The sequence below is a fragment of the Sphingopyxis sp. genome (genome assembly GCF_016704835.1).
Lineage (GTDB): Bacteria > Pseudomonadota > Alphaproteobacteria > Sphingomonadales > Sphingomonadaceae > Sphingopyxis.
This window is the reverse complement of the sequence record NZ_JADIZJ010000001.1, coordinates 1,260,220-1,272,857: the sequence shown is the minus strand read 5'-3', so window position 1 is coordinate 1,272,857 and position 12,638 is coordinate 1,260,220. Positions and strand designations below refer to the sequence as shown.

General features: G+C 64.6%; 16 protein-coding genes. 7 read left to right on the top strand and 9 right to left on the bottom strand.

Features of this window, described 5'->3' with window-relative positions:
* Positions 1–41: 41 nt before the first annotated feature.
* The 5 genes from IPF76_RS06285 to IPF76_RS06265 all read right to left on the bottom strand — a co-directional run bounded on the left by IPF76_RS06285 (position 42) and on the right by IPF76_RS06265 (position 4,122).
* Positions 42–1,856, bottom strand: coding sequence for an ABC transporter ATP-binding protein/permease (locus IPF76_RS06285; protein WP_293841058.1), 1,815 nt, complete (start codon positions 1,854–1,856; stop codon positions 42–44).
* Positions 1,857–2,025: 169 nt separating this feature from the next.
* A complete protein-coding gene (locus tag IPF76_RS06280) occupies positions 2,026–2,175 on the bottom strand; it encodes a hypothetical protein (protein WP_293841056.1) in 150 nt (49 codons plus the stop codon).
* 103 nt (positions 2,176–2,278) lie between these two features.
* Positions 2,279–2,857 carry an LptA/OstA family protein gene (locus tag IPF76_RS06275; protein ID WP_293841053.1) on the bottom strand — a complete coding sequence of 193 codons (579 nt, stop codon included), beginning with the start codon at positions 2,855–2,857 and terminating at the stop codon, positions 2,279–2,281.
* On the bottom strand, positions 2,854–3,492 hold the full coding sequence (gene lptC, locus IPF76_RS06270; protein ID WP_293841050.1) for an LPS export ABC transporter periplasmic protein LptC: 639 nt from the start codon (positions 3,490–3,492) through the stop codon (positions 2,854–2,856). Before lptC ends, IPF76_RS06275 begins: the two co-directional genes overlap by 4 nt.
* A 12-nt stretch (positions 3,493–3,504) precedes the next feature.
* A complete protein-coding gene (locus IPF76_RS06265; protein ID WP_293841047.1) occupies positions 3,505–4,122 on the bottom strand; it encodes a ribonuclease H-like domain-containing protein in 618 nt (205 codons plus the stop codon).
* A gap of 262 nt (positions 4,123–4,384) precedes the next feature.
* On the opposite strand from IPF76_RS06265, the gene IPF76_RS06260 reads away from it, so the two are divergent.
* Together IPF76_RS06260 and IPF76_RS06255 are read left to right on the top strand one after the other, a co-directional pair.
* Positions 4,385–5,188, top strand: a complete 804-nt coding sequence (locus IPF76_RS06260; RefSeq protein WP_293841043.1) for a cold-shock protein — start codon at positions 4,385–4,387, stop codon at positions 5,186–5,188.
* A 134-nt stretch (positions 5,189–5,322) separates the two neighbouring features.
* On the top strand, positions 5,323–5,664 hold the full coding sequence (locus IPF76_RS06255) for a hypothetical protein (protein WP_293841974.1): 342 nt from the start codon (positions 5,323–5,325) through the stop codon (positions 5,662–5,664).
* A gap of 180 nt (positions 5,665–5,844) precedes the next feature.
* Here the strand turns inward: IPF76_RS06255 and IPF76_RS06250 are convergent, their stop codons facing one another.
* The 4 genes from IPF76_RS06250 to IPF76_RS06235 form a co-directional block, all read right to left on the bottom strand.
* A complete protein-coding gene (locus tag IPF76_RS06250) occupies positions 5,845–6,300 on the bottom strand; it encodes a DNA starvation/stationary phase protection protein (protein WP_293841041.1) in 456 nt (151 codons plus the stop codon).
* A gap of 115 nt (positions 6,301–6,415) precedes the next feature.
* A complete protein-coding gene (locus IPF76_RS06245; protein WP_293841038.1) occupies positions 6,416–6,973 on the bottom strand; it encodes a hypothetical protein in 558 nt (185 codons plus the stop codon).
* A 44-nt stretch (positions 6,974–7,017) separates the two neighbouring features.
* Entirely contained in the window at positions 7,018–7,347 is a 330-nt protein-coding gene (locus tag IPF76_RS06240; protein ID WP_293841035.1) for a hypothetical protein, read from the bottom strand.
* 62 nt (positions 7,348–7,409) lie between these two features.
* Positions 7,410–8,054 carry a GGDEF domain-containing protein gene (locus IPF76_RS06235; RefSeq protein WP_293841032.1) on the bottom strand — a complete coding sequence of 215 codons (645 nt, stop codon included), beginning with the start codon at positions 8,052–8,054 and terminating at the stop codon, positions 7,410–7,412.
* 385 nt (positions 8,055–8,439) lie between these two features.
* On the opposite strand from IPF76_RS06235, the gene purE reads away from it, so the two are divergent.
* The 5 genes from purE to IPF76_RS06210 are packed head-to-tail and all read left to right on the top strand — an operon-like array spanning position 8,440 to position 12,611.
* Entirely contained in the window at positions 8,440–8,937 is a 498-nt protein-coding gene (purE, locus tag IPF76_RS06230; protein ID WP_293841971.1) for a 5-(carboxyamino)imidazole ribonucleotide mutase, read from the top strand.
* A gap of 4 nt (positions 8,938–8,941) precedes the next feature.
* Positions 8,942–10,015, top strand: a complete 1,074-nt coding sequence (locus IPF76_RS06225; protein WP_293841029.1) for a 5-(carboxyamino)imidazole ribonucleotide synthase — start codon at positions 8,942–8,944, stop codon at positions 10,013–10,015.
* On the top strand, positions 10,012–10,500 hold the full coding sequence (locus IPF76_RS06220; protein WP_293841026.1) for a dihydrofolate reductase: 489 nt from the start codon (positions 10,012–10,014) through the stop codon (positions 10,498–10,500). Before IPF76_RS06225 ends, IPF76_RS06220 begins: the two co-directional genes overlap by 4 nt.
* Positions 10,501–10,503: 3 nt before the next feature.
* Positions 10,504–11,685, top strand: a complete 1,182-nt coding sequence (locus tag IPF76_RS06215) for a dipeptidase (RefSeq protein WP_293841023.1) — start codon at positions 10,504–10,506, stop codon at positions 11,683–11,685.
* On the top strand, positions 11,682–12,611 hold the full coding sequence (locus IPF76_RS06210) for a bifunctional riboflavin kinase/FAD synthetase (RefSeq protein WP_293841020.1): 930 nt from the start codon (positions 11,682–11,684) through the stop codon (positions 12,609–12,611). The genes IPF76_RS06215 and IPF76_RS06210 overlap by 4 nt, the downstream gene beginning before the upstream one ends.
* Positions 12,612–12,638 lie beyond the last annotated feature (27 nt).

Below are 12,638 nucleotides of genomic sequence, written 5' to 3'. Positions count from 1 at the left end.
GGATAATTCGATAATATTCGAAATGTTGTGAGAGAAGCGGACTAAACCGTCCCCTCCTCCTTCTCCGCCTGCTGCCGCGCCCACATATCGGCATAAAGCCCGCGCATCCGCAGCAGCTGGTCGTGCGTCCCCGTCTCCGCAACGCGGCCGTGGTCGAGCACGATGATGCGGTCAGCACCCGTCACCGTCGACAGCCGGTGTGCGATCACCAAGGTCGTGCGGCGTTCGGAAATCCGTTCAAGCGTGTCCTGGATCGCCGCCTCGGTGCGGCTGTCGAGCGCGCTCGTCGCTTCGTCGAGGATCAGCACCGGCGGGTTTTTGAGCAGGGTCCGCGCAATCGCGACGCGCTGTTTCTCGCCGCCCGACAGTTTCAACCCACGTTCGCCGACCTCGGTATCATAACCTTGCGGCAGGATCGCGATAAAGCCGTCGACCGCCGCGCCCTCGGCGGCCGCCGCGACCTCGTCGGCACCCGCCCCTTCGCGGCCATAAGCGATGTTATAGCCGATGCTGTCGTTGAACAGCACGGTGTCCTGCGGGACGATGCCGATCGCGCCGCGCAGGCTGGCCTGCGTCACCGCGGCAATATCCTGATCGTCGATCGTGATCCGCCCGCCCTGCGGATCATAGAAACGGAACAATAGCCGCGCGATCGTCGATTTGCCCGCGCCCGACGGCCCGACGATCGCCAGCGTTTCGCCGGCACCGACCGCAAAGCTCACCCCGTTAAGGATCGTGCGGTCGGGCTCGTAACCGAACACCACATTATCGAACGCCACCGCGCCGCCGTTCACCACCAACGGCCCCGCGCCCGGCGCGTCGCTGATTTCGGGCGGCGTGTCGATCAGGCGGAACATCGCCTCCATGTCGATCAGCCCCTGGCGGATGACGCGGTAGACCATGCCGAGCATGTCGAGCGGGCGAAACAGCTGCGCGAGCAGCGTGTTCACCAGCACCACGTCGCCGACCTTATATTCACCCGTCGACCAGCCCCACACGGTGTACGCCATGGCGCCCGCCAACGCGGCGTTGGTGACCAGGCTCTGGCCGATGTTGAGCCACGCCAGGCTGTTTTCACTTTTCACCGCGGCCTTGGCATAACGATCGGCAACGTCGCGGTAGCGCGCCGCTTCGCGCTCTTCGGCGCCGAAATATTTGACCGTCTCGTAGTTGAGCAGGCTGTCGACGCTGCGCCCGATGGTCAGCGTGTCGAGGTCGTTCATCTGGGTGCGCAGCGCGTTGCGCCAGTCGGTCACCTTGCGGGTGAAGATGATATAAACGATGACCATCAGCGCGGTCGCGCTGGCGAGGCCAAAGCTGAACTTGGTCCAGAAGATAATCAGCACGGCGAGCAATTCGATGATCGTCGGCGCGATGTTGAACAGCAGGAAATAGAGCATCGTGTCGATGCTCTTGGTCCCGCGCTCGATCACCTTGGTCACCTCGCCCGTCCGCCGCGCGAGATGGAAACGCAGGCTCAGCGCGTGCAGGTGGCTGAAGGTGGCGATCGCCAGCTCGCGCGTCGCATCCTGCCCGACGCGCTCGAACACGACGTTGCGCAGATTATCGAACAGCACCCCGGCAAAGCGCGCGCCGGCATAAGCGAGGACGAGCCCGATCGCTAGCGCGACGCCCTCTTCCATCCCCGGCACCATCTTGTCGATCGCGGCGCCATAGAGGAACCCCATCGACAGCTGGACGCCCTTCGACGCGAGCACGATCAGCCCCGCACCAACGATCCGCACCTTGTGCCCGGTATGGCCCACAGGCCATAAATAGGGCAGGAAACGCTTCAGCGTGTCGAGAACGGGCGGTTCTTTGGCCGCGTCGGCGGAAGTGAGCGTGTCGGGCGGCATGGGCGCCCATGTAGAGGCACGGCGGCGGAAGGCCAAGCGAACTGAACGGGGAAATGAAGCAACCGTGTCAATTCGTCATCGCGGCAACGGCCGGAATCTCAACGGCACGCCGAACCGCAGCGGAGAGATGCCGGCCTTCGCCGGGATGACGGCCATAAGGACGGCCGTGCTAGAATTTCTCGCGCGGTCCCACATGCCGCAGGATCCGGTCGATCAGGCGCCGTTCTTCGGACGTCGGGGCCGGGATGGTCGCCGCAGGCGGTTCGGTACGGCGGCCAAACAACGGGCGGCGCGGCGGAACAAGCGGGGAGAAGCGCATGGGGGCTTGCTTTCGAAACGCGGCGTCCCCCCGGCACCGCTATGGTTCTGGTCCCTGCGCCGATGGTGAAGGCGCATGGTTGCAGAAGCGTAAAAAGCGCTGGTTACTGCTTTCTTTCCGGTACCGTGAAGGTGCCAGTGACGCGCCCGCCCGTGCCGCCCGCGATCGGATTGCCATCGGGACCGCGCGCCGCGCCGCGCCCGTCGACCGTCGCGCGGCCGCTGTTGAGATCGATCACCATCCGCCCGCCGCGCAGATTATTGCCACGCTGACGCAACTCGACATTGCCGACCATCGTGATCAGACGGCGGTCGAGATCATAGATCGCGACATTGCCCGAAGCGCGCTCGTCACCCTTGGTCACCACGACGCCGCCGGTCGCGTCCAGCCGGTTGACGTCGGTGCCGCCTTGACGCGAATAAGCGACGGTCATCCGCGCCGCGGTCAAGGTCATCCCTGCCTGCGTCACGCGGACATTGCCCGAAATCACGACGCGGTCGGCGCGGTCCTGCACCTCGATGCTGTTCGCGGCGAAATCGACCGGGGCGTTGCTGTTGTGGTTCGCGAGTGCCTGCGCCTGCGCGGGGTCGCCGCCGGTACCCGCTGACAACAGAGCAAGGCTCGTCAGCGCAAAGCCCGCACCGGCCACCACCAGGCTCTTCATCGGCGAAAAGCGGTTCATTTGAGCACTCCCTGGTTGATCCGCAGCCGCGCATTGCCCTGCAGGCGCACGATCCGCTGGTCGAGATCGGCGGACAGCTGGTTGGCCGAAAAATTGCCGATGTTCAACGTCCCGTTGACGCCGCCCTGCCCGGTCAGGGTTCGGGTTTTGAGGTCGATCGACACATTGCTGGCATCGATCCTGTATCCGTCGGCGCTTTTGACCTGGACCAGTCCCGGCACCGCGACCTTTTCGGTTTCCATATTATAGGCGCTGTTCCGGGCGACGATCGTCGCCGGTCCGTCGGTCAGGCGGATCGCCCCCGACAGGTCGGTCATGCGCACGATCGGTTCGGCCGAGCTCTTCTGCACCGCGCTGCCCGCCAGCAGGGCAAAGGGCTGGCCCTTCGCATCCTGGCCGCGATATTCGGCGCGGGTCACCTTCATTCGCTCGGTCGCCATATCGACCTTGTCCTTGGCGAGCAGGAAGCTGATTTCCGAGCGCTGAGAGAAAGGTGAAAAAACCAGCACCGCGGCAACGACACCGATGACGAGCGGCAGGCCATAACGCAGGATGCGCACGACGCGGTCGTGACTTGACCCACTCGCCGCCCATAGGCGGCGCATCGTGCGGTCAAGATCGGCGCGTTCGGACATGCGAATCGCTCTTTAGGTGTGCGCGAAAATATCGACCTCGGGCCAACCGGCCAGGTCGAGCACGGCGCGCGTCGGCAGGAAATCGAAACAGGCCTGCGCCAATTGCGTGCGCCCCTCGCGCGCCAGCCGCACATCGAGGATCTCTTTCATGGCGTGCAGAAAGCGCACGTCGCTCGCCGCATAATCGCGCTGCGCGTCGCTGAGTTCGGCGGCGCCCCAGTCGCTCGACTGCTGCTGTTTCGACACCTCCTGGCCCAGCAATTCGCGCACCAATTCCTTCAGCCCGTGGCGGTCGGTGTAGGTGCGGATCAGTTTCGAGGCGATCTTGGTGCAATAGACGGGCGCGGTCACGACGCCGAGCGCCTGCTGCAGGGCCGCGATATCGAATCGCGCAAAATGGAATAATTTCAATCTTTTGGGGTCAGTCAATATCGCTTTGAGTACCGGTGCGTCATAAGCGCTGCCCGGTGCAAAGCGGACGAGGTGCTCGTCGCCCGACCCGTCGCTGATCTGCACCAGACACAGCCGGTCGCGCAGCGGGTTGAGGCCCATGGTTTCGGTGTCGATCGCGACGGCGCCGGGACCCAGCGTACCCGCGGGCAAATCTTCTTCGTGGAAATATACGGTCATCCGCCCGCCTTAGGCGAAGCCGCCTTGCCGCTCAATGACTGGTTTTCGCGGTCCCGAGCAGCCCGCCGCAACGATGGGATAAACTGTGCGACAGACCGCATCGCAGTTTTGAATTTTCCGTTCGCAGATGCCATCTGTTTAAGCTATATATTGCGTCGTTAGCGGCATGGGGCGAGTCTGTGCCCGTGGTGTAGTGCGTCCCCGTCCGGCGCAAGGCGCCGATCGAATGGGGTATGGACGAACCGAAAGCGACTATTAGACAATGAGTTTCAACAAGGATCGCCGCGGCCAGCGGGGGCGCGGCAAGCGCGATGATTTCGGCAATTTCGACAGCTTCGAACCTGCACCTTATGGCGGCGACAGCTATGGCGGCGGCAATCGCGGTGGCGGGTTTGGCGACCGCGGCGGCTTTGGCGGCGGTGACCGCCCCGGTGGCGGTTTCGGCGGCGGCGATCGTCCAGGCGGCGGCTTCGGTGGCGGTGATCGCGGCGGCGGCGGTGGCGGCTTCGGCGGCGGACGTGGCGGCGGCATGCCGGCACAGGTTGTCGGCGAAGGCAATGGCACCGTCAAATTCTTCAACGCGGCGAAAGGCTTCGGCTTTGTCGCGCGCGACGATGGCGGCGAGGACGTGTTCGTGCACATCAGCGCGGTCGAACAAGCGGGGCTTCAGGGGCTCGCTTCGGGCCAGCCGCTCGGCTTCACCCTCGTCGAGCGCAACGGCAAGGTGTCGGCGATCGATATCAAGATCGAAGGCGAGCCGATGCCGATCGAAGATAGCGGACCGCGCCGTGACGATCGCGGCCCCGGCGCAGCCCCGGGCGGCGCGCGCGGCCGTCGTCAGCTGACCGGCGAACGCACCTCGGGCACCGTCAAATTCTTCAACACGACGAAGGGCTTCGGCTTTATCGCGCGCGACGACGGACAGGCCGATGCCTTTGTCCACATCAGCGCGGTGCAGCGCGCCGGCATGGCGGGCCTCGACGAAGGCGACCGCGTCGCGTTCGACATCGAAGTCGATGACCGCGGCAAATTCGCCGCGGTGAACATTCAGCCGCATCAGGACTGATCGGTCGCACAGAAAAACGAAAAGGGCGGCTCGCGGGCCGCCCTTTTCATTGGGGGATCGACGCGCCCCATATTGGCGCGGCTGTACCAATGCTGACCGCATCGCTCCAGATCTCAGACATTACAGGTAGCAGCATGGCCCGCAAAAATTCAAAACACGACCCTTATGGGGACCTGCATCGCACCGAAGAGGCTCCGGCGACGGCTGTACCGCCGTGCTGGCTCTGTGGCCGGCCCACCGGCAAGACGATTGTCTGGCATCATCCCGTTCCCAAGAGCCGGGGCGGGCGAGAAGTGGTGCCGATGCACCCCATTTGCCAGCAAACGCTGATCGCCAATTTCACCAATTCGGAACTGCAGCGTCACGGAATGGATGTCGATGGCCTGCTGGCCGACCCCAATGTGCGCAAATTTGTCGATTGGGTGGCCAAAAAAGACCCCGATTTCACCGCGACCACGGCCAAGAAGCAGCGCTGATCAGATTGATTGCCCGCCTCGTTAGCAGCATCAAAATCTTCCCCCTTTCTGAGGGCAGTGGGGTGCGGTCTCGGCCTGACACCCTTGTGCAAAAACGCACCGCCACCCTACCAACTTCGCCTAGCCGCTACGAGGCAAGGCTTCTTATCCCTCCCTATCAAGGGGAACGGTGTTTCGCGATCAATAGCCCAGCGTCGCTTCAAGAAACCAGATCCGCTGCTGCGTCTCGTCGGCCCAAGTGTCGACCAAGCCGCTCGTCGCGATGTCGCCATCGGCTTCCGCCGCGGCCTTCACTTCTTTGAGCTGAGCGAGCAAAGTCTTGTTGTCGTCCGCCAGCGCCCGGATCATCGCTTCAGCGTCGGGACCCGCCGCGTCATCGTCGCGGATCGACGCACGGCGGCCGATGTCGCCGATCGACTGAAGCGTACGCACGCCATTCTTGCGGACCCGCTCGGCGATCAGGTCGGTGGTCGCAAAGATCTGCGCCGCCTGTTCGTCGAACAGCAGGTGTAGTTCGCGAAAACGCGGCCCCTGGACGTGCCAGTGATAATTCTTCGTCTTGAGATAGAGCGTAAAACTGTCGGCGAGTAACGCATTGAGCGCATCGGCGACGGCGGGCTGATTGTTCTGGGACATGGGAAATATCCTTTCTATCTGGCCACCATATAGCGCGCCGAGACAAGCTTTGCCCGCGAAAGCTGTCGGTCGCTGTCATCGACAAAAGCGATGACGATGCACAATGTCGACAGATTTATGCGATTAACCCGAAAGCCTCCATCGCGGTGAAAATGCCCCAGATCGTCAGGATCGCGGCGCTTCCCCAGCGCACGCCATGCGCTGCGCGCCGTTCGGCGAGCCCCGGACCAAACGCCAGAAAGGGCAGCATTGCCAGCGTCCAGCCGACCAATGCGCCCGCCGCGGCCCATTGCCCAGCGCCGCTGGTTGCCGCGAGCGCGCCGATCATGAAATGACTGCGGTCACCGAACTGCGCGAGCAGCATCCGTCCTGCCAGCATCGTCGGGGTCACCGCCAAAGCCTTGTCATCGAACAGCGACGGCCGCCCGCGCCATAGCAGCGCCCCGGCGGCAGATAGCATCGCCAGCGCTACGAGCAGCGCGGCCACGCCCTGCCCGATCATGCGATTCGCGATCGCTCCCGCCGTCGCCGCAATGACGGCATTGAGAAGGAAGGCGCCAAAGGCGATGCCCACGACGACGCGCCGGTCCGATCGCGCGCTCAGCAGCCGTGACAGGAATATCCCGCTGCGCCCGTCGGCGTTGGCGAGCAGTACCGCCACCAGCGCAAGCATGATTGCATCCATGAATTCGGGTTTGGATCGTCAGGTGAAGCGGGTCAATGCCCCAAGCGCATCGCGACCGATGCCAGCCACGCTTCGTGCGTGGCGGCGGGTAGCGGCCCGCGGGGCACGCGGACAGCGTCGCTCATCGCGTCAAGATAGGTCAGGATCGCGGCGCGATAGCCGCCCCCCGCGACCGCCGATTCGAGCCGACTCGCCAGCGTTTCGACCGCGGCAAAGCCATTATCGCGCGCCAGACAGCGAATGTCGTCGATGCCCTGGACGATCTGCGCCAGCGCGCAGTGCGGCAGCGCTTCGGCAAGTGCGCCGATCTGGCCGGTGATCCGATCCTGAATGTCATGATATGGGTCGGTTTGGGTACGCATATTCACCCCCTGTCCTGTCCCGACGATGCGCTCTTATGGTTAACAGGCGGTTAGCACCAATGTCAGCGGTGCCCGGGGGCCGAGCCCTGCCCCTGTTTGTTGCGATACATGTCGCGGTCGGCGGCGGCCAATATGTCCGATTCGGTCATCCCCGACTGGAGCATCGCGATACCGAAGCATGCCGACAGCGCGATCCGATGCCCGTCATACTCCGCCGGCGCCGCGGTCAGCACATCGCCAAGCCGCGCGATCTGGGCGCGCGCGCCCTCTTCGCTCGACTGGTCGAGGATCAGCCCGAATTCGTCACCGCCAATACGTGCTGCGACGTCGGTCGCGCGGATCGATTCGGCGAGCCGCTTGGCAATCTCCATCAACGCAAAGTCGCCCGCGGCATGGCCAAAGCTGTCGTTGATCAACTTCAGCTGGTTGACGTCGACAAAGACGACCGCCGCGCGCTCGGCATGACGTTCGAAGCGCGCCATCCGGTGATGGATCGCGGTCAGGAAATAGCGCCGGTTGAACAGCGGGGTTAGCGTGTCGCGTTCGGACACGCGCTCCAGTTCGGCAACCGCGATCTTCAATACGCGGTTTTCGCGACGCAGCGCGTCGCGTTCCCGGCGGATGTCCCGCAGCTGGTCCTCGATGGAGTCAACGGATAGTGCGCCGAACTGATCGACCGCGATCCGTGCCCCCCCTACGCTGTCCATTCAACGTCCCCGAAACCTACGCTTGCTCCCCGGCCCGATGCCGATGACTATTCGAGCCACAACCTAAACGCGACTTGATACCAATCGGTAAACGCTAAGGTAGTGAAGCTCAATTACCCGTTCGGGGTGCCAAAACGAGGTAGATGAGATCTGCGCCGATCGCTCCCGCTGGCGGTTTCTTTGGCAAAGCGTCGATACCGGGACCGGCCTGCTCGATCGGCGCGTTTTCTCACCATCCCTATGCCAGCACGGCCGGCTCCGACCGAGATCGATTCACAGCACTTTCGCATGACGGGTGCCGTTGCCCGCGCGCGGTGCAGTCGCTAGGGGAGATGCGGCGGCGATTCACCCGGTGAACCGCGGCCGCTTTGTGGAGGGTTGGGTGATGGGCGACAGCGCGCCGCAAGTCGCGGTTATCATGGGCAGTCAATCGGACTGGCCGACGATGGCACACGCGGTCCAGATCCTCGAACATTTTGGCATCGTGCACGAGGTGCAGATCGTCTCGGCGCACCGCACCCCTGACCGCCTCGTCGCATACGCCAAAAGCGCGGCGGACCGCGGCCTCAAAGCCATTATCGCCGGAGCAGGCGGCGCCGCGCACCTGCCCGGAATGGTGGCATCGATGACGCGGGTGCCGGTCCTCGGTGTCCCGATTCAGTCAGCGGCATTGAACGGCGTCGACAGCCTCTATTCGATCGTCCAGATGCCCGGCGGCGTCCCTGTGGCGACCTTCGCGATCGGCAAGCCAGGCGCGATCAACGCTGGCTTATTTGCCGCCGCGCTGCTCGCGAACAATGACACCGATCTGGCGCAAAAACTCGACGCATGGCGCGCCGAACAGACCGACAACGTCGCTCCCATCCCCGTTCGCGAGGGCTGATCGCTTGCTGGCACCGGGTTCGACGATCGGTATCCTGGGCGGCGGCCAGCTCGGCCGCATGCTCGCGGTCGCCGCGGCGCAGCTCGGCTATCAGGTGCACAGCTACGCCCCCGAGCGTGAGAGCGTCGCGGCGCAGGTTGCCGCGCACCATATCCACGCGGCGTGGGACGACGAACCGCGCCTCGCCGCCTTTGCCGCTGCGTGCGACGCGGTGACGATCGAGTTCGAGAATGTGCCGGTCGATACCGTGCGCTTCCTGTCGGGGCATGTGTCGGTGCGCCCCGGCGCGCAGGCGCTTGAAATCGCCCAGGACCGGCTGATCGAAAAACAGTTCGTCGCGGGGCTTGGCGGGCGCCCCGCCACTTTTGCATCGGTTCCCGACCGCGCCGCGCTCGACGCCGCGTTGGCCGGCATCGGCGCTCCCGCGATCCTGAAAACGCTGCGCATGGGCTATGACGGCAAGGGACAGGCCCGCCTCACCACCCCTGCCGATGCCGACACGGCATGGGAAACCATCGATCGCCATGCCGCAATCCTCGAAGGCTTTGTCACCTTTGCGCATGAATTTTCCGTGCTGCTGGTGCGCGGCATCGACGGCGAGACGCGCTTCTGGGACTGCAGCGTCAATGTGCACAAAGATGGCATCCTCGCGACCTCGACCCTGCCGCCGCCGCAAATCATCCTCGACCAGCAGGACGAAGCGCGCGCGCTGATGGCGCGCATCGCCGACGATCTCGACTATGTCGGTGTTCTTACCGGCGAATTCTTCGCCACCGACGATGGCCCGATCTTCAACGAGATGGCGCCGCGCGTGCACAACAGCGGCCACTGGACGATCGAGGGGGCGGTGACCAGCCAGTTCGAAAATCACATCCGCGCCGTCGCAGGGTTGCCGCTCGGCAGCACCGCGACCACCGCGCTGCCTGTCACGATGCGCAACCTCATCGGCACCGACATCGCCACCGTACCCGCGCTCCTCGCCGACGGCGCGTGCCACGTCCATCATTATGGCAAAACCGACGTACGCGCGGGCCGCAAGCTGGGCCACGCCACGTGGGTCGGAACCAACCCCGCATGAACCACCCCGAAATCACCCTGATCCTCGCGCGCGCCGCCAATGGCGTGATCGGCGCGAACGGCAAGATGCCCTGGCACCTGCCCGCCGATCTGCGCCGCTTCAAGCGGCTGACGATGGGGCGCCCGATGATCATGGGGCGCAAGACCTTCGACAGCCTGCCCGCGGTGCTCGAAGGACGCCGACACATCGTCCTCACCCGCGACCCCGACTGGCTCGACGAGGGCGCCGAGCCCGTCGCGAGCGTCGAAGAGGCGCTCAAACGCGCCAACGCCCCGCATGTGATGGTGATCGGCGGCGCCGAAATCTACGCTCTGTTTCTTCCGCTCGCCGACCGCATCGAGCTCACCGAAGTTGCACTCGAACCCCAAGGTGACGCGGTGATCGCATATCCGGACGCGGCATGGCGCGAAGTGGCGCGCGAAGATCATCCTGCCGACGATGCCGGACGCCCTGCCTACAGCTTCGTCACGCTGACAAGGATTTAGACTATGCGCCGCTGGCTGATCGGAATCCTGCTCGTCATCGCCGTCGCCGCGCTCGCCTTCTTCGCGCTCGCCCCCGGCATCATCGAGCGCGGCACCAATCAGATCGACGGCAAGCCGCTCGCGGCAGTCAGCGACCGCGCGAAAGCGCTGCACCAGACGCTGACGATCGTCGACTTGCACAGCGACACCTTGTTGTGGAAGCGGAACATTCTCGACCGCGCCGACCGCGGCCATATGGACCTGCCGCGGCTCGAAGACGGCAATGTCGCGCTGCAAATCCTCGCCAGCACGACGAAGTCGCCCAAGGGGCAGAATTATGACGCCAACAGCGGCGACACCGACAATATCACCAGCCTGGTGATCGCGCAGCTCCAGCCGGTGCGCACGTGGAACTCGCTGTTCGAACGCTCGCTGTGGCATGCCGAAAAACTGCACCGCGCGGTCGCCGCGTCGAACGGCAAGCTGCGCGCGGTCGCGACTGCCGCCGATCTCGATGGGCTGTTCGCGGCGCGCAGCGGCAAGCCGCTGACCACTGGCGCGCTGCTCAGCATCGAAGGCCTGCATCCGCTCGAAGGCAAGCTCGCCAATCTCGACAAGCTCTACGCCGCGGGCTTTCGCATGGCGGGGCTCACCCATTTCTTCGACAATGATCTCGCCGGCTCGATGCACGGGCTTAAGAAAGGCGGGCTCACTCCGCTCGGGCGGCAGGTTGTGACCGCGATGGAAGCGAAGGGCATGGTCGTCGACATCGCGCATTGCTCGAACGCTTGCGTCGCTGACATCCTAAAAATGGCGCGCCGCCCGGTCGTATCGAGCCACGGGGGGGTGCAGGCAACATGCAAGGTCAACCGCAACCTCAGCGACGAACAGATCCGCGGCGTCGCGGCGACCGGCGGCCTGGTCGGCATCGGATATTGGGACGCCGCGATCTGCGACACCTCGCCCGCCAGCATCGCCAAGGCAATGAAGCATGTCCGCGACCTTGTGGGTATAAATCATGTCGCGCTTGGCAGCGACTATGACGGTGCCACCACCGTGCGCTTCGACACGTCGAAGCTGGCGCAGGTGACGCAGGCCCTGATCGATGCCGGCTTCAGCGACGACGAAGTCCGCGCCGCAATGGGTGGCAACGCTGTCCGCGTGCTCAGGGCTGGGCTGGTCCCGCTGGCACCGCCCGCGCCATGATCCGCCTCGACGGCCACCAGCGTATCGAAGAAGCCTTGCGCGGCGGGGTGATTGCGCTCGGCAATTTCGATGGCTTCCACGCCGGCCATCAGGCGGTCGTCAGCCGCGCCGTCCGCCATGCGCAGGATGAGGGCCGCCCGGCGATCGTCGCGACCTTCGATCCGCATCCGGTGCGCTTTTTCAAGCCCGACATCCCGCCCTTCCGCCTCACGACGCTCGATCAAAGGCAGGAACTGTTCGCCGCGGCGGGCGCCGATGCGATGCTCGTCCTGCCCTTCGACGCCGCGCTCGCGGGAACGACGGCACAGGATTTCATCACCGACCTGCTGCTCGATCGCTTTGGCGCCGCCGGGGTCGTCACCGGCAGCGACTTCGTGTTCGGCAAAGGCCGCGGCGGCGATGTCGTGACGCTGGCCGAGCACGCGCGTACCCATGGCTTCTTCACCGAAATGGTCGCCCCGGTCGATGACGAGTCCGAAGTCATCTCGTCGAGCCGCATCCGCGAGGCGCTGCACGCGGGCGACTGCGCCACTGCCGCGCGCCTGCTCACCCGCCCCTTCACCGTGCGCGGGCGGGTCGAGCATGGTGACAAAAACGGGCGTTTGCTGGGGTTCCCGACCGCCAATGTCGATATGGGCAATTACCTCCGCCCGCGTTACGGCATTTATGCAGTCACCGGAAAGCTCCCCGACGGACGCATCCTGAAAGGCGCCGCAAACCTCGGCATCCGCCCCAGCTTCGATCCGCCGAAAGAATTGCTCGAACCGCATTTCTTCGACTTTGCTGAGGATATCTATGGGCAGGAAATCGACGTCGCCTTCCGCGCCTTCATCCGGCCTGAGGCGAAGTACGACAGCATGGACGCACTGATGGCGCAGATTGCGAGGGATTGCGACGCGGCCAAGTTGTTGTTGGCCGATCGATAACCCATCGTCACCCCGGACGGGATCCGG

What these genes read in the sequence shown, in the direction of transcription:
- IPF76_RS06285 (WP_293841058.1), bottom strand. Translation starts at nt 1,856, where the DNA reads ATGCCGCCCGACACGCTCACTTCCGCCGACGCGGCCAAAGAACCGCCC.
- IPF76_RS06280 (WP_293841056.1), bottom strand. Translation starts at nt 2,175, where the DNA reads ATGCGCTTCTCCCCGCTTGTTCCGCCGCGCCGCCCGTTGTTTGGCCGC.
- IPF76_RS06275 (WP_293841053.1), bottom strand. Translation starts at nt 2,857, where the DNA reads ATGAACCGCTTTTCGCCGATGAAGAGCCTGGTGGTGGCCGGTGCGGGC.
- lptC (WP_293841050.1), bottom strand. Translation starts at nt 3,492, where the DNA reads ATGTCCGAACGCGCCGATCTTGACCGCACGATGCGCCGCCTATGGGCG.
- IPF76_RS06265 (WP_293841047.1), bottom strand. Translation starts at nt 4,122, where the DNA reads ATGACCGTATATTTCCACGAAGAAGATTTGCCCGCGGGTACGCTGGGT.
- IPF76_RS06260 (WP_293841043.1), top strand. Translation starts at nt 4,385, where the DNA reads ATGAGTTTCAACAAGGATCGCCGCGGCCAGCGGGGGCGCGGCAAGCGC.
- IPF76_RS06255 (WP_293841974.1), top strand. Translation starts at nt 5,323, where the DNA reads ATGGCCCGCAAAAATTCAAAACACGACCCTTATGGGGACCTGCATCGC.
- IPF76_RS06250 (WP_293841041.1), bottom strand. Translation starts at nt 6,300, where the DNA reads ATGTCCCAGAACAATCAGCCCGCCGTCGCCGATGCGCTCAATGCGTTA.
- IPF76_RS06245 (WP_293841038.1), bottom strand. Translation starts at nt 6,973, where the DNA reads ATGCTTGCGCTGGTGGCGGTACTGCTCGCCAACGCCGACGGGCGCAGC.
- IPF76_RS06240 (WP_293841035.1), bottom strand. Translation starts at nt 7,347, where the DNA reads ATGCGTACCCAAACCGACCCATATCATGACATTCAGGATCGGATCACC.
- IPF76_RS06235 (WP_293841032.1), bottom strand. Translation starts at nt 8,054, where the DNA reads ATGGACAGCGTAGGGGGGGCACGGATCGCGGTCGATCAGTTCGGCGCA.
- purE (WP_293841971.1), top strand. Translation starts at nt 8,440, where the DNA reads ATGGGCGACAGCGCGCCGCAAGTCGCGGTTATCATGGGCAGTCAATCG.
- IPF76_RS06220 (WP_293841026.1), top strand. Translation starts at nt 10,012, where the DNA reads ATGAACCACCCCGAAATCACCCTGATCCTCGCGCGCGCCGCCAATGGC.
- IPF76_RS06215 (WP_293841023.1), top strand. Translation starts at nt 10,504, where the DNA reads ATGCGCCGCTGGCTGATCGGAATCCTGCTCGTCATCGCCGTCGCCGCG.
- IPF76_RS06210 (WP_293841020.1), top strand. Translation starts at nt 11,682, where the DNA reads ATGATCCGCCTCGACGGCCACCAGCGTATCGAAGAAGCCTTGCGCGGC.